Below are 21,077 nucleotides of genomic sequence, written 5' to 3'. Positions count from 1 at the left end.
TCCATGCGCACCAGATTGTTCGCCACCGCGGCCCTTGCCGCCACCAGCCTTTTCTTCTCTGCCACAGCCCAGCGCCCAGGCAGCGAGACCACCAACGTCTTCACGCCGGAGATGAAGTTCTTCGACCGTCCCGATCCGCGCATCGCTGAGTATGAGCAGGCACAGCGCGGCGGCACGCCTGTCCGCCAGATCGGCGCGGTCGAGCTCTCGCCCGACGGTAAGAAGCTCGCGTGGCTGGTCGCCGCCGAACCCACCGCAGCAGGCGGTGGACGCAATGGCCGCGGGCGCAGCGGCATGCAGCTTCACATCAGCGAAGCGCTCGCGCCCAATCCCACGGAACCCGCGATCACCGCTGGCGAAGGCTGTTCCAGCAGCGCTCCCCGCTGGTCGCCCGATGGCCAGACGCTCGCCTTCGTGGCCACCTGCGCCGACGGACAGCCGCAACTCTGGCTGCGCTCCACCGATGGAGCAGTAAAGCAGCTCACCCACATCAAAGGCACGCTCACTTCGCCTGCCTGGGCTCCTGATGGTTCGTCCATCGCCTTCCTTTATGTAGAGAACGCCACGCGCTCCGCAGGCGCTCTCGCTGCCATGAAACCGCCAGCAGGCATCGTTGGCCAGGACGGCGTTGAGATTCAGTGGGTGGCTGCAGCAGACGCGCATACCGGCAACCTCAGCATCCTCACGCCCAAGACTCTTCACGCGTATGAATACGACTGGGCGCCCGACGCCAAGCACATCGCTTTCGTCGCCTCCAACCCGCCGGGCGAAAACACCTGGTGGATTGCGCAGATGTACACCGCGCCCGCCGGCCAACCCGATGCGGCAAAGTCCATCCTGAATCCTGTGACGGTTGGCGGTTCACTCCACGGTCTGCAGATCGCCGTGCCCCGCTATTCGCCAGACGGCAAGAACATCGCGTTCATTGGCGGCTTGATGTCTGACCAGGGTTCCACGGGCGGCGACGTCTACCTGATGGGCGCAGATGGCAATGGCCTGCAGAACCTGACACCCGGTCGCAAGGACACACCCGTTTATCTCGGATGGGCCGACCCTGACCACATCCTGTTTTCCGCATATCAATCCGGCAAGACACACCTGGGCATTCTGGGCACCAACAAGACCGAGGTTCTCCAACTCTGGACAGCACAGCAATCGGTCGCAAGCGGTCGCGCTGCTGCGTCCTTCTCGTTCTCAACCACGGCGAAGATCGCAGCCTTCGTCTCCGCAGGCCCGGAACAGGCACCCGAGGTTTACATCGGCACCACGCATGGAGCCAATGCCGTCACGCACCTGAACACGAACGCTACCAAGCCCGCCACGAAGACTCTTTCTCTGGAATGGGACAACGAGGGCTACCACGTGCAAGGTTGGCTCACGCTTCCTGAGAACTATGACGCAGCAAAGAAGTACCCCATGATCGTCAGCGTTCACGGCGGCCCTTCGGCGCAGGCTGGTCCGTCGTTCGGTGGTGCGGGAGCAGGCCTCTACGCACACCTTGGCTACTTCTACTTCACGGCCAATCCACGCGGCTCCTTCGGCCAGGGTGAAGCGTTCGTACAGGCCAATCGCAAGGACTTTGGTTATGGTGATCTTCGCGACATCCTGAAGGGCGTCGACACGGTTGAGAAGCAATACTCGGTCGACGACCATCGCCTGGGCCTTACCGGTTGGAGCTACGGCGGCTTCATGAGCATGTTCGCCATCACGCAGACGCATCGCTTCCGCGCTGCAGTTGCAGGTGCAGGGATCAGCAACTGGCAGAGCTATTACGGCGAAAACTCCATCGATCAATGGATGGTTCCGTTCTTCGGAGCAAGCGTCTATGACGCGCCGGAAGCGTACGCAAAATCCTCCGCGATCAACTTCATCAAGAACGTGGAGACCCCACTACTCATCCTTGTTGGCGACCGTGACGGTGAATGCCCCGCACCGCAAAGCTACGAGATGTGGCACGCGTTGAAGGCTCTCGGAAAGAAGACAGAACTTGTGGTCTATCCCAATGAAGGCCACGGCTTCTCTAATCCGCTGCACTCGCAGGACCGCACAGCCCGTACCATTGCGTGGTTTGAAGACAACATGAAGTAGCTTCTGCAAAACTCTGAAACTTCAATGCGCATGAACGCACAAAGTTCATGCGCATTGTTTTTGCTTGTTACTGCCGTACGAAAGTCGTCTCTGATGTCACACGGTCGTGATATACATCGCCCAACGGGATAACTCTCGAGCTACTTCTCTTATCTCGGATAGGTCGTATTGACTCGTTGGAAGCTCATCACCGGAGCAGTCCTGTTTGCCTGCCTTGCTGCCTCTGTGCCGCCGGTCACGTTGTATTTCATCAGCCGTGCGCGCTCGGTACAGGCAGAGCAGCGCCATCTGACGGAATATGCGCAGTGGACTATTGAGCGCACCCAGAAAACGATGCAGGATGCCACTGCCGCGCTCAAGGACATTGACCGCCAGGGCTTTCACGACTGCTCCTCTGCTCACATCGCTGCTATGCGATTCGACGTAATGTCCCACCGCACTGTGGGCGAGATGGGCTTCTATCAAGGCGATCACCTTGCCTGCACTTCCTGGGGAATCGTCGACACCACCATTGCTCGTCGCCCGACGAACTACTTCACCACAGACGGCATTGGCATACATATGCACGTGCGCCCAAAGGTGAGCCACGGGAATTTTGCCGTCGGCCTGGAATACGGCGATCACAACGTGATGGTCGATCCGGCATTCATGGTGGACGTGCTGGTCGACAACGAGATGTCACTTGCCCTGGCCAACGGAAAAGGTCAGGTCATTTCCACCTTGAACAATCCTGATCCTGAACTGCTGCATCAGGCCCTGGTGCAAACTGGTCCCGGCGAATCGCACGAGCTGATTTACTCCAGCTACCGGACGCCCGACTGGATCGCAGTTGCGATGGAGAAGCACAGCTACGCGGAAAATGATTTCAAGCGCGAGCGCAACGTTCTTCTCCCCCTGGGCATGCTCCTGGGCGTTCTGATTGTTGTGGCGGTTTTCTTGGCGCTTCGCCGCCGTCTATCTCCGCTGGCAGAGCTTGAGATTGCAGTCCGCAAGCGCGAGTTCATCGCCCACTATCAGCCTATTGTGGAACTGAATACCGGTCGTTGCGTGGGTGCAGAAGCGCTCGCCCGCTGGAAACGTCCGGACGGCAGCATGATCGCGCCGAATATGTTCATCCCGCTGGCAGAACAAAGCGGGCTGATCTGCGCCATCACGGACATCATCATGGAGCGCGTGGTGGAGGATATGCGGGAGCTGCTGCAGACCGACACAGGGTGCCATGTCTCCATCAACCTTTGCGCCCGCGACGCCGAAACGGGTCGCCCGCTTCCCTTCCTGTTAAGTCTGCTCCAGACCAATGGCATTGAGCCGGACCGCATCTGGCTGGAAACCACCGAACGCGTTTTCATCCATCCGGACATGGCGCGCAACTCGCTCACCCAGGCGCGCTCCAGTGGACACACTATCGCTGTGGATGACTTCGGTACAGGCTATTCAAGCCTCTCGGTACTCCACTCTCTGCCGCTCGACGTTCTTAAAATCGACAAATCCTTCGTAGACGCCATCGGATCTGATTCCGCCTCGGGGCGCGTTATCCCTCACATCATTGAAATGGCCAACGAGTTGCACCTGATGATCGTCGCGGAAGGCGTCGAACGGGAGGAGCAGGCACAGTATCTTCGGGAACGCGGCGTGGCCTGCGGTCAAGGATGGCTTTTTGGCAAACCTGTGGATCCACAAACGTTTATCGAATACTTTAGAACCAACGCGCAGGCGAACAAGGACACGCCACAGACTACCGTCGTGTAATGACTTTGTATTAGCCGCACCGAAACTGACCAACGAGTCATCGAATCTGGTGTTGTGAAGAAACTTCGTATTGCCGCCATCAGCTTCCTGAATCCCGCGCCGCTGCTTTATGACTTCGAGCATGCGCCGCAACGGGAGCGCCTCGCCGCCCGATACGACATTCACTACACCCTTCCCTCGCATTGCGCTGCCCAATTGGCCAGTGGAGAAGCTGACCTTGGCCTGGTGCCCATTGCGTCGCTACCACTCATTCCCGGCATTGTTGCCGTCCCCGGCTGCACCATTGCATCGCTGGACACCGTGCGCTCCATTCAACTTGTAGTGCGTCCCGGCCTGAAGCTGGAAGACATTCGCACGCTGGCCACGGACGCAGCCTCCCGCTCCTCCGCCGCCTATGTTCGCCTGCTTCTGAAGCATTTCTACGGCAACACGCCAGATGTTCACGAAGAAGACGCGAACCTGGCACACATGCTCGCCACCAGTGATGCGGCGCTGCTCATCGGCGACCCCGCCCTGCTCGCGCTGGAAGAGCATAACCGCCAGCACCACTTCCCTGACCACACATGGATCGACGTGGCGAAGCTCTGGCGCAAACACACGCAGCTTCCCTGGGTGGCCGCTGTTTGGGCCGTTCGCACCGCGGCACTTGAGGAGACCGGTATCACGCCGCAACAGCTCACACGCGATCTTCAGCAATCACGCGACGCCGGTTTGGATCACATCGAAGAGCTGGTCACTGAGTGGACGCCCCGTCTGCCGCTGTTGCCGGACACTATTCGCTACTATCTCTCGGAAAACATCCACTACATCCTCGACGCAGAGTGCCTTACGGCGATCCATCGCTTCTTCTATCTCGCGGAAAAGACGGGAACCCTGCCCGCTTACAAGTTCCAACTGCTGAACGAGTCGAAGTAGTCTCTGCTTCCTCTAAAAATTGCCTCAGGGGCCTCTGCACCAAATGGCGGCCGTTTTTCGAGACTTCGCGACAGAAAAACGCGTCCTAAGCTGTAACGATGCTGGCCCTCCTGCAGACAGCCGCTAAGACTACGCTCCGGCAAGCAAAGCACCGCCACGCCTATACGCCAACGGACCGCATCACACGCTATTTCTTCCGCCTGGGTATCCTCGGCCTGTTCTTTATCTGCGTCATCGATTCCTCGCCAATCCCGCTGCCCATTCCCGGTTCATCGGACATCCTCGTCACGTTGCTCGCGGCCCAGCGACAGGAATGGATCGTGGTAACGGTCATCGCCACGCTCGGCTCCATCGTTGGCGCAGGCATTTCGTACCAGGCCGGGCGCATCGGTGGTCTCGCACTCATGGACCGCTACGTTCCGCAACGATTCCGTGACCGCATGCGCCGCTGGACGGAGGAACACTCTATTCTCTCCACCGCTCTTCCAGCGATTCTTCCGCCGCCTGCGCCCCTTATGCCGTTCCTTATAGCGGCAGGCGCGCTGAAGATGCCGCAATCAAAGTTCTATTTGAGCTTCAGCATAAGCCGCTTCGTCCGCCATGCCTTCTTCGCCTGGCTGGGTATGCACTACGGTCGACGCATAATGCCAATCTATCTACGTTTCGCGGAAAAATACGGATGGATTCTGCTGGTGGTTGTCTGGGGATCTGTTTTGTTCGGCGTCATCTACGCCGTCGTGAAACTTCGCCAGAACCGTCTACGCAAACAGACGGCGGCAGCTCCCGCAGCTGCATAAGGCACTCAAATGAAGAAGCCCGGCGCGAGGCCGGGCTTCTTCATCTTTTGAAAACGGAGTAAGAACCACGTCGCGAAAGCGACGTCGAGAACCGCACGAAGTGCCTAGAACTCCCAGCGCAACAGCGTCGCGCCCACGGTGAATCCAGCGCCCACCGACGCCAGCAGAACCAGATCGCCCTTCTTCAGGCGTCCCTCTTCCAGCGCAGTCCCCATAGCTAGCGGAATCGTTCCACCGGTCGTATTGCCATAGCGATCAATGTTGATCACAACACGCTCCAGCGGCATGCCCAGGCGTTCTGCCGTGGCCAGGATGATGCGCTTGTTCGCCTGATGTGGAATGAACGCTGCGATCTCCGTACCAGCCACGCCATTCTGCGCGAGAACCGTTTCGCTGGCTTCCATCATTTTGCGCACAGCAAACTTGTACACCGTCTGCCCATCCTGCCGGATGAAGTGCTCACGAGCATCGACCGTCTCGTGGCTGGACGGCTTCAGACTGCCACCCGCAGGCATGTTCAGCGCAGGGCCACCATTTCCGTCCACCTCGTGGTGGAAATCGATCAGGCCAACTTCGCCTTCTTCACAGGGCTCCAGCAGAACGCAACCAGCACCATCACCAAACAGGATGCACGTGGAACGATCTGTGTAATCCACGATGGAACTCATCGTGTCCGCGCCGATCACCAGCACCTTCTTGTGCGTGCCGCTTTCAATAAACTTCGCACCCACCTGCAGCGAGTATGTGAAGGCCGAGCAAGCGGCGCTCAAGTCAAATCCCCATGCCTTCGTGGCTCCCAGCTTTGCTTGCACCAGGCACGCGGTGGCGGGAAATAGCATGTCGGGCGTGACGGTCCCAACGACAATGCAGTCGATCTCGCTGGCATCGATGCCTCGCTTCGCCAGGCAATCTTTCGCAGCTTCCACTGCCAGGTCGCTCGTCGCCTGTCCCTTTGCGGCCATGTGGCGCTCGCGAATGCCAGTACGTTCCAGAATCCACTGGTCGTTGGTCTCGACCATCTTTTCCAGGTCGGCGTTGGTCAAAATGCGTTCCGGAACGTACGTTCCCACTGACGAAATCTTTGCGCGGACTGATACCCGCGGCTTCAACTCCAAACTCAACGAACCGACCTCCACGCAACGGGCCGCAAGGCCTGTCGACGTCAGTCAACAGCATACCCCTGCTGCCATTTTTCATCCCACAAGCACTGCAAAAAGAAAAGCGCCGGGTAACCCACTGCGCACTCAAGAGCTCACTACCGTTGCTCCCTTCCGGGCCTGGCGGGGTTTGTGAGAATGAGTCGCGTGGGACCCGGCACTGCCCTAGTCTACCAAAGATCGGCCATGCAAACCGCACAGGCAGAACGCCGTGAATATGTGGCTGAGGAAAAGCACCACGGACAAACTTGAAGCAACAAAAGATGCACTTGCCCGTCCTCCTGTAGACTAGAAAGGATGCGCGCGGAGTCCCTGAATTCAGTTTCAGGTGTCTTGCCTGTGCGTTTCCCTCTGTCTGCCCACGGCGTGTTCATTCTGAATTCACGCGTGCGCCTGCAAGATTCTCGCGATACCACTCGCGAAACGATAAGGAACCAAAAGTTTGAGCACGATTCGCAACATCGCCATCATTGCGCACGTCGATCACGGCAAGACCACACTTGTGGACGCCATGCTGCGGCAGAGCGGCACCTTCCGGGCTAATGAAGCAGTCGCCGACCGCGTCATGGACTCGAACGACCTGGAACGCGAGCGCGGTATCACCATTCTCGCCAAGAACACCGCCGTGAACTACGGCGAGGGCAAGATCAACATCGTCGACACACCGGGCCACGCCGACTTTGGCGGCGAAGTGGAACGCGCTCTGAAGATGGTGGACGGTGTAGTTCTGCTCGTCGACGCATCGGAAGGCCCGCTACCCCAGACCCGCTTTGTGCTGGGTAAGGCGCTTGCCGCTGGTTTGAAGCCGGTGCTGGTCGTCAACAAGATCGACCGTCCCGATGCTCGTCCGCAGGAAGTGCTGAACGAGGTCTATGACCTGTTCATTGATCTGGACGCAGAAGAAGACCAGCTCGACTTCCCCGTGGTGTACACCAACGGTAAGGCCGGTACCGCAACCATGGATCTTGCAACCCCAGGCACCGATCTGCAGCCGCTGTTTGAGACGATTGTTAAGACCATTCCGCCTGCAACAGGCGATCCTGATGGCTCCCTGCAGATTCTGGTGACGAACCTGGATTACAGCGATTACCTGGGCCGCCTGGGTATTGCCCGCGTGTTCAACGGCACGCTGAAGACCGGCGACATGGTGAACATTGCACGCGTCGACGGCACTCTGTCACCCGTGAAGATCACCAAACTGTTCAGCTTCAGCGGCCTGAAGCGTACGGACATTGAAGAGACCACGACAGGCGACATCATCGCGGTTGCCGGTGTGGCTGGCCTGACGATCGGCGAGACCATCACCAGCATTGAGAACCCTGCACCGCTGCCGCCCATCGTCATTGATGAGCCGACGATTGCGATCCAGTTCTCGGTGAACAACTCGCCGTTCGCAGGTCGCGAAGGCCAGTACGTCACCAGCCGTAACCTGCGCGAGCGCCTGGACAAGGAACTGCAGACGAACGTGTCCATCCGCGTGGAAGACACCGACAGCCCGGATACCTTCAAGGTGCTGGGCCGTGGCGAACTGCAGCTTGCTGTTCTGATCGAAATGATGCGCCGCGAAGGCTTTGAGCTTACCGTTGGTCGTCCTGAGATCGTGACCAAGCGCATCGACGGCCAATTGATGGAGCCGGTGGAGTACGTGACCATCGACGTTCCCAACGAGTTCAGCGGCACCGTGATCCAGAAGCTTGGACCCCGCAAGGGCGAAATGGTCAAGATGCACGGCGACTCGCGTGTACGCATGGAGTTCAAGGTGCCTTCGCGTGGCCTGATCGGTCTGCGTAGCGAAATGCTGACGGAAACCCGCGGCACCATCGTAATGAACACCCTGTTCGACGGCTACATCGCTTACCAGGGCGAGATTCCGCAGCGTCCGACGGGCGCACTGATCAGCGACCGTACCGGCGTTACGACGACCTACGCGCTGAACGGCCTGCAGGAGCGCGGCGTTCTGTTCCTGGGCGACGGCATCGACGTGTACGAAGGCATGATCGTGGGCGAGAACAGCCGCGACAACGACCTGGACGTGAACTGCGTTCGCGAAAAGAAGCTGACGAACATGCGTGCTTCTTCTGCTGACGAAGCTCTGCGTCTTGTGCCGTACAAGCAGCTCACGCTGGAGCAGTGCATTGAGTTCATCGCTGACGACGAACTGGTTGAAGTGACGCCGAAGTCGCTGCGCATGCGTAAGAAGGTGCTGCAGGCGAACCGTCGTCCGCGCCGCAACAGCGGTGGCGAATAATCGCGACACGAAACACGAAAAGAAGAAGCGCAGCGGCCACAATCGCTGCGCTTTTCCTTTTGTGTGACCATTTCGGAGTACCCCGGAACCCTGCACCAAATGCGCTGCTCTGGTAGCGTAAAGACTGCATGGCCGCACCGACCGAGTCTCAGTTCGCCGCATCTTCCCCAGCGCATCAGTCCCGGGTGGAAGCGGCGCACGCGCGCGCCACGGACGAGCCCATCGGCCCACCTCCCGCGCCCATCTGGTTACAGCGGCTTTCGCTGGTGGTGTTGGTGGTTTTCTGCCTGTACCTGGGCCTGCTAATCGCAGTTCTGCCGTGGTGGAAACAGATGTGGGATCAGAACGAACTCCTACTGCAATTCCCCGCGCTTCACGCCGTCCTGATCAAAGGCTGGGCACGCGGACTCGTTAGCGGACTCGGCGTGCTCGATCTCTGGATCGGCATCTCCGAACTCATCCACTACCGCGATTACCGCAACTAGCGCATTCTGCAGAATCCCCGCGAGATAGTAGCCTTTTGAAGATGCAGCGCATCTACCTTGACGCCAATGCCACCACGCCCGTGCTGCCCGATGTGCTGCGCGCGATGGAACCGCATTGGAATGCGCGCTTTGGCAATGCCAGCGCCGTCCACGCCTTTGGCCGCGATGCGCGCGATGCCGTAGATGCAGCGCGCGACCAGGTAGCTGCGCTTATCGGCGGCAAGCCGTCCGAAGTCACGTTCACCAGCGGCGGCACAGAGAGCGATAATCTCGCACTCTTCGGCATCCTGAATGCGGGCGATCACCTCGTCGTCAGCGCCATCGAGCATGACGCGGTATTGCATGCCGCAGACGCCATTGAGAAGCAAGGCGTTGCTGTAACGCGTGTGCTGCCAGACCACGAAGGCGTGATTCAACATGAAGCCATCGCCGCTGCAATGCAGCCGAATACGCGTCTCGTCAGCGTAATGCTGGCGAACAATGAAACCGGTGTCATCCAGCCCATTGCGAAGATCGGCAAGATCGCGCACAAGCACGACGCCCTGCTACACACGGACGCGGTGCAGGGCGCGGGGAAAATCCCCGTCCACGTGGACTACCTCCGCTGCGACCTGCTGAGTCTCTCCGCGCACAAGATGCACGCGCCACAGGGTGTCGGCGCTCTGTGGGTGCGCAAAGGCGTGACACTGCGGCCCATGCTGCATGGAGGCACGCACGAGCGCCGACGGCGCGCCGGAACAGAAAATGTCCCAGGCATCGTCGGCTTTGGAGCAGCGGCGGCACTGGCCTCCGAATGGCTTGCCAGCGATGGTCCGCAGCAACTGGAACAGCGGCGTAACCGCCTGCAGGAAGCACTGCTGGCGCTAGGTGAGGCTGCCGTGAACAGTGGCAATACGGAGCGTGTCCCCAACACACTTTCCATCCGTTTTGCCGGTGTAAATGCCGAGGAACTGGTGATTGCACTGGACTTGCAGGGACTTGCCATCAGCGGCGGTTCCGCCTGCCAGAGCGGCGCCATTGAGCCCTCGCACGTCCTCCGCGCCATGAGCCTGAACGACGAAGAGGCACACACCAGCGTGCGCTTCTCTCTTTCCCGGTTGACGACCGACGAGGAAGTGGATCGCGCCATTGCAATCACCACTGCCGCCGTCCGCCGTCTGCGTTCTTTGTAGCCCTGCATCTGTGGCGAAAACCTGCGAAAATAAAGGGTGATGGCCACCACGGCACCCAACCCGGCGGAGCACGCGTTTCCCGCTCCTGATCCCGCGTCCACCATCGCTGTAGCGATGAGCGGCGGCGTGGACTCGTCTGCCGTGGCCGCTCTCCTGCAGCAGGAGGGACACACGCTGGTGGGACTCACCCTGCAGCTATGGGATCAGCGTCGCCTCTCCGGCAAGGATGGCATTCCGGAACAGGTTACGGGCCGTTGCTGTTCGCTGGATGACGTCTACGATGCGCGTCGCGTCGCCGGTCAGCTTGGCATTCCGTACTACGTGGTGAATCAGCAGCGCCGCTTCGAAGCGGACGTGGTGCAGCCGTTTGTGAACGACTACCTTGCGGGCCGCACGCCGATTCCCTGCACGCTGTGCAACAACCATCTAAAGTTCGACGAGCTTCTCAAGACCGCGCGCGGCATCGGTGCAGAACGCGTTGCTACCGGACACTACGCGCGCGTGCGTTATGACGAAGAGCGTGGCCGCTGGCTGCTGCTCCGTCCTGCGGATCGCAGCAAGGATCAGACCTACTTCCTCTTCGGACTCACGCAGGAGCAGTTGAGCCGCACCATCTTCCCGCTGGGCGAGATGCAGAAGCCTGCCGTCCGCGCCATGGCGGAGGAGCAGGGCCTACGTGTGGCGCAGAAGCCAGACTCGCAGGAGATCTGCTTTATTCCCGGCGGCGACTACAAGGCCTTCCTGCACGCCTACCTGGAAGAGCAGGGCCGTGAGATGCCCGAGACGTCGGGCGACCTTGTTACCGCGGGCGGCGAAGTTGTTGGCTCACACACAGGCATTCACAGCTTCACCGTGGGGCAGCGCAAGGGCATTCAGCAGCAGTTGCATCGCCACCACAGCGAGCCCTTCTACGTACTGGGCATTGAGCCCGCAAGCAATCGCGTAGTGGTGGGGCAGGAAGAAGAGCTGCACCAGACGCGCGGTGTTGCTGACCGCGTGAACTGGATCAGCATTGAAACGCTGCATGAACCGATGCGCGTACAGGCCAAGATTCGTCATCGCCACGAACCCGCCAATGCAACGATTCGTCCATTGGAAGATGGCCGCGTAGAGATCGTCTTTGACGAACCGCAGCGCGCCATCACACCGGGGCAGGCAGCGATGTTCTTCGATGGCGATGTCGTGGTCGGCGGCGGCTGGCTGATCTAACGGCCAAAACAAAGCGGATGCCTCAAGGCATCCGCTCATTGCTTAATCATCCGCGTAAGTTACGCGTGGTAATCGTCCTCATACCCCGTATACACACTCTCACCCTCAAATGCCGTTGGCTTGGGAGTCTTCGGAGTGTGCTTCGGTGCAAAGCTCGATATCAGCGATTCGATGCTGGCGCGTGCGCCGCTCGCAAGGCCGGAAATCTGCCGCACCGGCGCATAAATTGCGTTGTGCAGTGAATCCAGCAGATGCTGCACGCGACCAATGGTGGTGTTCACCACTTCGTGCGTGCGATCGAGGCTGTTCGTCACGAACGCATCGGCGCGCTCTGTTTGGTTCCGCACCCGACGCGTGGTGTCGCCAACAAGCTCATCCACTTCCGCGAGTCGTGCATGATAACGGTCGCTGGTGTCGGCCAGGTTCTGCGTTACGCGGCGTATCTTCGGAGCGACGTCCGCGGTGGTTTCGCGCACCGTGGTCGAAATGTCGGCAACCTTCTCCGAAATCTCCTGCACATTTTCAAGGATGGGATACACCTTGCCCTGGGCCTCTGACATCAGGCCTCGCAGTTCTTTCAGGAGATGGGCGCAGGAAAGAGCAAAGATACTGAAGGCAATGGCACCAAGCAGAACGCCAACGGCGCTAATGCCGGAAAAAATGACTATGTAATGCGCTTGCGACTCGGTCATGGGTGACTCACTTACAGAATTGGCGTAAAGAGTAGGAGCCCGCGAACGTGCGGGTCGCGGGCTCCGATTGATTGCGTTTTGATTCTAGTAGGTCTTTAGTAAGTCTGGCTTTCGACTTTCTCTTGATAGATCTGTTTGCCGGTATCCACGGCAGAGGCGACCTTGTCCTGCTGCTGGGCGAGGAAATCCTTGCCCTTGTCGACGTACTGGCTCCACTGTGTGCGGCCCTTGTCATAATACTCGCGGCCCTTGTCAACGTAATCGTTCATTTGATCGCGGCCCTGCTCCACATATTGGTTGGCCTTTTCCTTTGCGTCACGCGCCTGCGCGGCAAGGTCTTCGCGAGTTTCACGGCCACTCTTTGGTGCGTACAGAACACCCACCAACGCACCGATACCAAGTCCCGCAAGGAACCATCCCAGACCGCTCATGTTATCGTCTGCCATCTCGTCTTCTCCTGAAATCAATATCTAACACTGCCGGGATTCGTGCGGCACGGGATCGTGCACATTGATCCTGGGTTTGAGCCTACATGCTTCTGCGCCCGCGGACCTGATGCGCCTATCCCAGTTCTCACGGATGCGTGACAGAGCAGTCGGGTTGCCGACTGCTCTGCCCACTGAAGAAACCTGTACGGAATTCGAAAACCAATATAAAACGGAAGCCGAAACAAATCGGGAAGCGTCCTATTGCTTAAACAGGGACAGCGTTCCCTATATACACGGAAATCTGGCACGCAGCCTTTAAACAGGCGAAGATCGTGCAGAGATCCCAGGAGAGTTCTGACGAGTATGAGCATCCGGTTTACGAATCACATTGCGCTCGCCGCCGTATTGCTGGTTGGCGTATCAGGCTGCAAACAGGCAGCCCCTGTTGACGACGCCACACTGACCTCGCAGGTGCAGCAGAAGATTGCTGCTGAAAGCGGTCTGGCCAACGAACCCGTCCAGGTCTCAACGACGAATGGTGCGGTCACCCTGAGCGGTGCCGTCAGCAACGCGGCTGCACGCACCCTTGCAGCAAATGACGCAGCAGGCGTCACAGGTGTCCGCCAGGTGGTGAACAACATCACCGTCAATCCCGCAACACCGCCCGTAAGCGCTGCCGCCATCACACCTCAACCCGAAGTCCCGACTCAAACCGTTCCCGCACCACGGGTACCGGTCATGGTGGCGAAGAAGACCCCACCGCCGCCCCCCGTGCGCAACACTCCGGCACCGGCGCCAGCTCCAATTGAACGGGCAGCCGCTCCCGCACCGATCCCTGCGCCGGTGCAGCAGCCTGCTCCGCCACCGCCGCCACCCCAGCCGGTGGTCCGTACCATTACGATTCCCTCCGGCACCACGATCCCCGTACGCGTCACCCAGACGCTGGATAGCGCCAGCACGCAGCAGGGCGAACGATTCTCCGGCGCCGTGGCAACCGACATTGTGCAGGACGGCATGCTGGTCATTCCGCGTGGTTCGGTCGTCTCCGGAACGGTGACGGAAGTCCACGAAGCCGCTCACTTTAAAGGGTCTTCGCTCCTTACCGTGGAACTCAGCGGTGTGACGGTGCGCGGACAGAACATCCCGCTAGCCGTTACGCCCTATAGCGTTGAAGGCAAAGGCCGTGGCAAGAACACCGCCATCAAGACGGGCGTAGGCGCCGCGGCTGGCGCTGTCCTTGGCGGCATCTTTGGTGGCGGCAAGGGCGCTGCAATCGGCGCTGCCGCTGGCGGCGGTACCGGTGCTGGTATCAACGCGGTGACACGCGGTGAACAGGTCCAGATCCCCAGTGAGAGCGTCGTCCGCTTCAGCCTGACGAACGCCGTGGCGGTTCGCACCTCCACACACGCGGGCGGTGGAGACGGAAGCGGAATGCAGAACCGTTAATCGCACGTACAAGTAGCGTAGGCAACCCAAGGCCGGCGAACCATTTCGCCGGCCTTTTGCATCTACACGGGCATGACCCTTGCCAGCCAACTAGCGAAGGCCGATGCTACTATGCTGGCGAACGTCCGTGAATCACTTTCCGTGGCTCTTAGGAAGCCGTACTGCCCCTACACGATCGGCGCGAGAACACAGACTGCATGAAAAAACATTCCTCCGGCACAGCTGGCTATGTCAGTTTTGTCCTGCACGCCCATCTTCCGTACGTACTGCATCACGGCACTTGGCCCCACGGGCTGGAGTGGCTGCTGGAAGCTGCTGCCGAGACCTATCTCCCGCTTCTGCGCACCTTGCGGACCCTGCAGGAGGATGGCATCCCGGTTCACATGAATGTGAGCCTGTCCCCGGTTCTGCTGCAGCAGTTGGCACATCAGGATTTCCGCGACGAGTTACCGGCTTACCTGGAACGCAAGATTGCTGCCGCCCGCGAAGATGCCGGATTTTTCGAACTTGCAAATGAAACTCACCTTCTTGGTCTGGCACGCCACTGGGAGCGTTTTTTTACGCAGTCGCTGGAAGAACTGCAATTGCTGAACGGCGACCTGATCGCTGGATTCCGCAACGCCCAACAAAACGGTTCTCTCTCCCTGCTGACTTCCGCAGCCACACACGGCTACGTCCCCCTGCTGGGAACGGATGAGAGCGTGCTGGCGCATTTTCGGACAGCAGTGCAGGCGCACCGCAAACTCATCGGCACAGATACCACCGGTGCGTGGTTGCCGGAATTTGGATACCGGCCTGAAGGCAAATGGCATTTCCCCGTAGCACCGGAAGGCCGTGACGATGCCTGGCAGGCGGCGCAGCGTATTGGCGCTGAAACAGCTCTCGCCGAGACCGGCATCGGCTTCACCTTCGTCGACGCGCATCTGGTTCAAAATGCGGAACGAATTGACGACGGGCTGCATTCTTCCGGCGCATCCCCCTCGTTCTATCGTCCTTATCGCATCGGTGACAGCAACGTTGCCGTGCTTGCGCGCGATCCCCGCACGGCCGCCCAGGTATGGAGTCCCGAAGGTGGATATCCCGGCGACTTCGACTATCTGGACTTCCACAAGAAGCGCTGGCCTGGAGGACATCGTTACTGGCGCGTAACGGGTGCCAACCTTGGCATGGAGGCCAAGGAACCGTATCACCCTGATGCCGCGCGGGAGCGGTCTCGCGTCCACGCGGAACACTTCATTTCGCTGGTGGCCGAGACCTTGCGCTCGCAACCCAGTCCAGACAATGCACCGCTGCTCCTCTCGGCTCCGTTTGATCTGGAGCTCTTTGGCCACTGGTGGCATGAAGGTGTGCAGTTTCTGGAGAACGTCTTCCGCATCCTGCATAACGGTACGCATGGTGTCCACGCCACCACCACTGAGGAATATCTTGCCCAACACGGTACTGCGGGCCGTGTTCGGATGTCGGAAGGCTCCTGGGGCGCAAACGGCGACAACAGCGTCTGGCTAAACAGCGAAACTTCGTCACTGCTCAGCAAGGTCTATGCCGCGCAGCTCGCCGTGCGCGACGCTGCACAGTCTCTGCAATGGACGGCTGGGGGGCAGGCCGGGCGGGTGGCACGACAGATGTGCCGCGAACTTCTGCTCATGGAATCAAGCGACTGGCCCACGCTCATTACTACAGGAGCAGCTCGCGACTACGCCGAAAAGCGCTTCGGGGAACACGCCGATGCCTTCTCCCAATTACGCTCCATGTGGCTGACCATCACCGACAATCGCGCGCTCACAGAGGAAGAAGAGGCCACCCTGGCCGAACTGGAGCGCGTGGACGACCTGTTTCCGGACCTGAATCCAGCTGACTGGAAATCCTGAAATGGCGGGGGGCTTTCCCACACCCCGCCCTCCAGACTCGATAAACTATAGGTGTGGCCACCACCGCCATCGTCGCACCAAGCACGGAACGCCATGCGCGCCGGGCTCCTCTGGAGATTTGGCATCTTCTAAGTCTGGATGCACCCACAGTAGCTGCGGTATGGGCTGCGTTCTTTGCCGCGTCCTTCCATGTCGTGTTGCCGTGGACGGCTCCCCTGGCGCTCGCACTCGCCGTCTGGATTTTCTATGCGGCAGACCGTCTCGGTGATGCTCAACATGAAGCATCCTCACTGGAAGACCGCCATCGTTTCCACGCGGAACACGCCTGGGGATTTTTTGTTGCCATCGGCTTCGCCCTGCCTACCGTCCTGGTCTTGCTGGTAGAGCTTCCGCATACCGTTCGGATTGCCTGGCTGCTGCTTGTCATTCCTTTGATCGCATACGCCGCTGCGGTTCACTGGCTGAAGGTCCGAGTCCCGAAAGAATGGATGGTGGGATTGTTTTTCGCCATCGCCATTGCCGCACCTTGTCTTCTGCATAAAGATCATGTGGCGGAATGGTTGTGCGCAGCAGCGTTCGGCATCCTCTGCTGGCTCAACTGCGTGCGCATCGCGCGCGCTGAATCCGCGACCACTGATCCTGCGACGACTTGGGCTGTGGAGCATTTCCGCGGCATCACGCTGGCGTTCGCACTTGCCAATGCCGCCATCGCACTGTTTCTGCCGCAGGCACGCGGTGTAGCACTCGCCCTTATGGCCGCCGCGTTGTTGCTTCGCGGGCTTGATCGGCTGGAGCCGCGCGTCTCCGCAGTCCGCATGCGCGCACTTACCGATGCCGCACTGCTCACGCCTCTGTTGCTGTGGCCGCTGTTGCGATACCTAGCATGAGCGGCTTTGATCGTCTGGCGAAACCCTATCGCTGGATGGAATATCTCAGTTTCGGCACGGCTCTTGAACATTGCCGCTTCCACTTCCTTCCACAACTTCGCAACACCCAACACGCGCTTCTACTAGGCGATGGCGATGGCCGCTTCACCGCTGCCCTGCTGCAGGAAGCGAAAGCAGCGGACGCCTTTGCCATCGACGCCAGCGAAGCCATGCTGCACACGCTGCGAAAGCGTTGCGATGCCGTCGGTGCAGAACTTCGTCTGCAAACGCTCCGCACGCCCCTGAACCGCGGGCTTCCCGAAGCCGTCGCGGACAAACGGTTCGACCTCATCGCCACGCACTTCTTTCTCGACTGTCTGAACGATGCGGAAGTGGAAAGCATCGCGCACGACGCAGCGACATGCACCACTCCGGATGCACGATGGGTCATCTCAGAGTTTCGCGTCCCGAATCATGGTGTGATGCGGCTTCCGTCGCGCCTTATTGTGCGGATGCTCTACGTTGCTTTCCGCGTCCTCACCGGCCTGCGTGCGCAGCAACTGCCCGCGTATGGAGTGATCCTTCAACGCAATGGATGGCACATGCAGCAACAACAAACCAGGCTTGGTGGTCTTCTCGTCAGCGAGCTGTGGCAACGCGTTAACAACGCAAACGCAGTCAAAAGCATAAAATCAGAGCTGCAATGAACCTGTACATGCTGCGACATGCGTCGGCCGGTCAACGCCGATCAAACCCGGTACTCGATGTGAAGCGCCCGCTGGATAAAGCGGGCAAGCGCGATTGCCTTCTATTGGGCAACACTCTCACCACCATGAACGTGACTTTTGATCTCGTTGTCTCAAGTCCGCTGAAGCGCAGCCTGCAGACGGCATCGCTCGTGGGCACGGAAACAGGTTACGAGCAGAAGATCGTTCTGAGCGACGCGCTTGCACCCTCTGCCACCTATGCGCAGTTTGAAAAACTGCTGATGGAATGCAGTGGCGTGGAATCACTTCTGGTGGTGGGCCACAGCCCCAATCTCGTCGAGTTCCTGGGTACGCTGATGCAGCCCGCACAGCAGACACGCGCCAGCCGTCCACCTGCATCCATTCGCCTGCGCAAAGGTGCGATTGCCAAACTGAATCTGGAACGCGGCGCAGCCACGCTGCAATGGATGCTGGACCCACGCGTCATCCGTACGCTTTACGCCAGCTCTACCACCAGATCGCGACGGAAGATTTCGCGGAAGTAAGGCGCTTCCTTCTTCAGCGACCACTGCTCCAGTTCTGCTCCACCCTTCGCTGCACTCAACTCCAGCAACACACGCTTGGGGTATACGCGCACGTTCACATGCACCGGCTGCGTGGCGCGGTTCTGATTCAGCCCAATCGCAAGTCGCAACAGCACAACACAACGCACCACATCTGCCTGGATCTCCACCGGAACCGCGCGTAGCGGACGATCCATGCCATCCGGACGGCTCTTGCCCAGGTAGCGCGCAATCGCACTCATGATGGTGCGTTCCGTGGGTGAGAAGCCGAAGATTTCCGAGTTCTCAATGATGTACTGCGCGTGCCGGTGATGCCCCTGATGGTTCATGAACTTACCCACTTCGTTCATCATTGCCGCAGCAGCCAGCAACTCACGCAGGTCCGGCGACATGCCATGCACACGCTCCAGCGCGTCGAACAACTTCACCGCATCCGCACGCACCGCGTCCGCACGCTTCAGATCGATGTTGTAACGGCGACAGACCTGCAGCACGCCTTCCCAACGCTCTTGCTCAACAGCTTTATGGACGGACGCGCGCTCATCAGAGTCCGAAAGCATCTGCGCCAGAATGCCGTCGCGCAGTCCCAGTGGCGAATAGCGAAACCCGCTTAGCTCCAGCCGTTCCAGAATGGATGCATAGACAAACGCGCCGCCAATGATGATCTCGCTGCGCTTCGGTCCAATGCCGGGAACCACCATGCGCTCGCTGTTCTTCATCTTCACCAGACGGTTGGCTAACTTCCTTACCGATGCCGCATCCGCTTCCAGCAGCGACAGCTTCCTGACCACGCGCTTCACCGCAGCAGACTTCTTCCCAACGCGCACAACCTTCGCTTTGGCCTTGGTTAAGAATGTGCTTTGACTCGCCTCTGCCAACGCCGCAGCCGCGCCAGACGTAGCAATCACCGCATCTGCATTCGGCTTACCCAGCTTGCGTTCCAGCTTGCGCATTTCGCGTTCGATGTAGATGTGCAGTTGACGCAACTCATCTGCGGTTGGAGGGTCGCTGTGCAGAAACTCCTGCTGCAAACGCACCGAACCAAGCGGCAACGACACCATCTGTTGAATGCGTCCGTTGTCGCTGAAGGTCACCTCGCACGAGCCGCCGCCCAGGTCGATCATCACGCATTTGCCGCGCGCATCCGGCTCGCCAGAGACAACGCCAAGATGGATGAGTCTTCCTTCTTCCAGACCGGAGACCACTTCGACGGTCCATCCGGTGGCCGACTTCACCCATGCTGTGAACGCAGCGGCATTGCGCGCATCGCGCATGGCCGACGTCGCCACCACGCGCACCCGGTCCACTACCTGTGCCTGCACCGCCTTCTGAAATCGCTTCAGCGCACGGATGGTGTTCGCCATCGCATCCGGTGATATCTCGCCGGTTTCAAATACGCTCTCGCCCAGACGCACGACTTCGCGATCCTCGTGAAATACCTTGATCCGGTGCTGTTCCACATTGGCAATGGCGAGACGGCAGGAATTGGAGCCGATGTCGATAGCGGCGAACGTTGGCATTGGCGTCCTTCAGGAGCGAGGTAAGACTTCCCTATGCACCATACATCGTTTGTTGCTGCCCTGCCGATCTGCGCCATTGCAGGCCAAGTCTGAATCACTGCGGATATCTTTACCGTCTTAAGCGCAATACGAATCCATTGCCCTTGCAGGACGCCCGATCGACATGGACTATTCAATCGTCATTCCACTACTGAACGAAGAAGACGCAATTTCCGAGTTGTATACGCGCCTGAAAAGCGAGTTGGAACAGATCGCCTCGACCGGCAAGAGCTACGAGATCATCTTCGTAGATGATGGCAGCCGCGATCGAACCTTTCGCCTGCTGACCGAACTGGCCTCCATGGATTCAACGGTCAACGTGATCCAGTTCCGCCGTACCTATGGCAAAACAGCCGGTCTGGCCGCGGGTTTTGAGATGGCCATCGGCGAGATCACCATCACCATGGATGGCGATCTACAGCATGACCCCTCCGACCTGCCACGTTTCATCAAACGCGTGGAAGAGGGCTACGACATTGTGTGTGGATGGCGCGAGAAGCGCGTGGATAACCTTTGGGTTCGGCGCATTCCCTCTAAGATCGCCAACTACTTCATGCGAAAACTCTCGCGCGTAGAGATTGATGATTTTGGCGGTGGCTACAAGGCGTACCGCACGTCACTCCTACGCGAAGTCCCACTGTACGGCGGCATGCAACGCTTCATCCCCGCTCTTGCATCGCTGCAGGGCGCACGCGTATGCCAGCTCGCGATTCGCAACATTCCGCGTCGTTACGGCAAGTCGCGCTACGGAATTGGGCGCGTCATTCCCGTGTTCTTTGACCTGCTGCGCATTCACTTTCTGTTGAACTATCTGCAGCAGCCGCTGCGCTTCTTTGGATCGTGGGGACTTGCGCTGATCGGCAGCGGAGGCATCATGTCAGTGGGCCTGATCTATGAATGGCTCTTCCGTGACCGCCACGTCATGCTGCATCATGGCCCCTTGATGCTCGCAGCCGCGCTGCTCATCGTGGCGGGCATTCAGTGCTTCATGGGCGGTCTCATCGGCGAAATGTTGCTTTGGCTGAACAAGCGCGGCCAGAAGAGCGATTACAGCATTGCCCACATGATCAGCGGACACGATCGCGAAACGAGCCTTACCTCTTAGGCAAAAACACCACCAAGTACAAA

The 21,077-nt window shown here is 59.3% G+C and carries 18 protein-coding genes and 1 other RNA gene; 14 read left to right on the top strand and 5 right to left on the bottom strand.

Annotated features, from left to right (window positions below; translation table 11 throughout):
- The first annotated feature begins 3 nt into the window (after positions 1–3).
- The 4 genes from M504_RS20410 to M504_RS20395 all read left to right on the top strand — a co-directional run bounded on the left by M504_RS20410 (position 4) and on the right by M504_RS20395 (position 5,549).
- Positions 4–2,088 carry a S9 family peptidase gene (locus M504_RS20410; protein ID WP_047497923.1) on the top strand — a complete coding sequence of 695 codons (2,085 nt, stop codon included), beginning with the start codon at positions 4–6 and terminating at the stop codon, positions 2,086–2,088.
- A 225-nt stretch (positions 2,089–2,313) separates the two neighbouring features.
- A complete protein-coding gene (locus M504_RS20405; RefSeq protein WP_198137725.1) occupies positions 2,314–3,837 on the top strand; it encodes an EAL domain-containing protein in 1,524 nt (507 codons plus the stop codon).
- A 54-nt stretch (positions 3,838–3,891) separates the two neighbouring features.
- On the top strand, positions 3,892–4,752 hold the full coding sequence (locus tag M504_RS20400; RefSeq protein ID WP_047497917.1) for a menaquinone biosynthetic enzyme MqnA/MqnD family protein: 861 nt from the start codon (positions 3,892–3,894) through the stop codon (positions 4,750–4,752).
- A 98-nt stretch (positions 4,753–4,850) separates the two neighbouring features.
- Entirely contained in the window at positions 4,851–5,549 is a 699-nt protein-coding gene (locus M504_RS20395) for a YqaA family protein (protein WP_047497914.1), read from the top strand.
- Positions 5,550–5,653: 104 nt separating this feature from the next.
- Here M504_RS20395 and M504_RS20390 read toward each other — a convergent pair whose 3' ends face one another.
- Both M504_RS20390 and ffs read right to left on the bottom strand, forming a co-directional pair.
- On the bottom strand, positions 5,654–6,670 hold the full coding sequence (locus tag M504_RS20390; RefSeq protein WP_047497911.1) for a beta-ketoacyl-ACP synthase III: 1,017 nt from the start codon (positions 6,668–6,670) through the stop codon (positions 5,654–5,656).
- Positions 6,671–6,768: 98 nt separating this feature from the next.
- An RNA gene (gene ffs, locus M504_RS21945) (signal recognition particle sRNA small type) lies at positions 6,769–6,866 on the bottom strand.
- Between the two features lie 282 nt (positions 6,867–7,148).
- Between ffs and typA the strand changes: the two genes are divergently transcribed.
- The 4 genes from typA to mnmA all read left to right on the top strand — a co-directional run bounded on the left by typA (position 7,149) and on the right by mnmA (position 11,820).
- On the top strand, positions 7,149–8,954 hold the full coding sequence (gene typA, locus M504_RS20385) for a translational GTPase TypA (RefSeq protein WP_047497908.1): 1,806 nt from the start codon (positions 7,149–7,151) through the stop codon (positions 8,952–8,954).
- A gap of 128 nt (positions 8,955–9,082) precedes the next feature.
- Complete coding sequence (locus M504_RS20380; RefSeq protein ID WP_047497904.1) at positions 9,083–9,439, top strand: hypothetical protein; 357 nt, start codon at positions 9,083–9,085, stop codon at positions 9,437–9,439.
- 41 nt (positions 9,440–9,480) lie between these two features.
- Positions 9,481–10,611, top strand: coding sequence for a cysteine desulfurase family protein (locus M504_RS20375; RefSeq protein ID WP_047497901.1), 1,131 nt, complete (start codon positions 9,481–9,483; stop codon positions 10,609–10,611).
- 39 nt (positions 10,612–10,650) lie between these two features.
- Complete coding sequence (mnmA, locus tag M504_RS20370; RefSeq protein WP_052201125.1) at positions 10,651–11,820, top strand: tRNA 2-thiouridine(34) synthase MnmA; 1,170 nt, start codon at positions 10,651–10,653, stop codon at positions 11,818–11,820.
- A gap of 59 nt (positions 11,821–11,879) precedes the next feature.
- On the opposite strand, the gene M504_RS20365 is transcribed toward mnmA, so the two are convergent.
- On the bottom strand, positions 11,880–12,512 hold the full coding sequence (locus M504_RS20365; RefSeq protein ID WP_047497897.1) for a DUF948 domain-containing protein: 633 nt from the start codon (positions 12,510–12,512) through the stop codon (positions 11,880–11,882).
- Positions 12,513–12,607: 95 nt separating this feature from the next.
- Positions 12,608–12,958: a YtxH domain-containing protein gene (locus M504_RS20360; RefSeq protein ID WP_047497894.1), complete on the bottom strand. Its 351-nt coding sequence runs from the start codon at positions 12,956–12,958 to the stop codon at positions 12,608–12,610.
- A gap of 345 nt (positions 12,959–13,303) precedes the next feature.
- Between M504_RS20360 and M504_RS20355 the strand changes: the two genes are divergently transcribed.
- From M504_RS20355 to M504_RS20335, 5 genes are all read left to right on the top strand, one after another.
- Positions 13,304–14,386: a BON domain-containing protein gene (locus M504_RS20355; protein ID WP_047497890.1), complete on the top strand. Its 1,083-nt coding sequence runs from the start codon at positions 13,304–13,306 to the stop codon at positions 14,384–14,386.
- Positions 14,387–14,583: 197 nt separating this feature from the next.
- Positions 14,584–16,254 carry a 1,4-alpha-glucan branching protein domain-containing protein gene (locus M504_RS20350; RefSeq protein ID WP_047497887.1) on the top strand — a complete coding sequence of 557 codons (1,671 nt, stop codon included), beginning with the start codon at positions 14,584–14,586 and terminating at the stop codon, positions 16,252–16,254.
- Between the two features lie 53 nt (positions 16,255–16,307).
- The gene (locus M504_RS20345) at positions 16,308–17,141 is read left to right on the top strand and encodes a hypothetical protein (protein ID WP_047497884.1); all 834 of its coding nucleotides are present in this window, start codon (positions 16,308–16,310) and stop codon (positions 17,139–17,141) included.
- Positions 17,138–17,827: a class I SAM-dependent methyltransferase gene (locus M504_RS20340; protein ID WP_052201124.1), complete on the top strand. Its 690-nt coding sequence runs from the start codon at positions 17,138–17,140 to the stop codon at positions 17,825–17,827. Before M504_RS20345 ends, M504_RS20340 begins: the two co-directional genes overlap by 4 nt.
- A complete protein-coding gene (locus M504_RS20335; RefSeq protein ID WP_047497881.1) occupies positions 17,824–18,372 on the top strand; it encodes a histidine phosphatase family protein in 549 nt (182 codons plus the stop codon). Before M504_RS20340 ends, M504_RS20335 begins: the two co-directional genes overlap by 4 nt.
- Here M504_RS20335 and M504_RS20330 read toward each other — a convergent pair.
- On the bottom strand, positions 18,324–19,910 hold the full coding sequence (locus M504_RS20330) for a Ppx/GppA phosphatase family protein (protein ID WP_047497878.1): 1,587 nt from the start codon (positions 19,908–19,910) through the stop codon (positions 18,324–18,326). The genes M504_RS20335 and M504_RS20330 overlap by 49 nt on opposite strands.
- 163 nt (positions 19,911–20,073) lie before the next feature.
- Between M504_RS20330 and M504_RS22600 the strand changes: the two genes are divergently transcribed.
- Positions 20,074–21,054, top strand: coding sequence for a glycosyltransferase family 2 protein (locus tag M504_RS22600; RefSeq protein WP_047497875.1), 981 nt, complete (start codon positions 20,074–20,076; stop codon positions 21,052–21,054).
- The last annotated feature ends 23 nt before the right edge of the window (positions 21,055–21,077 follow it).

This window comes from Terriglobus sp. TAA 43 (assembly GCF_000800015.1).
In the GTDB taxonomy this organism is placed as follows: domain Bacteria; phylum Acidobacteriota; class Terriglobia; order Terriglobales; family Acidobacteriaceae; genus Terriglobus.
The sequence above is the reverse complement of the archived record's forward strand: the minus strand, read 5'-3'. Positions and strand labels throughout refer to the sequence as shown.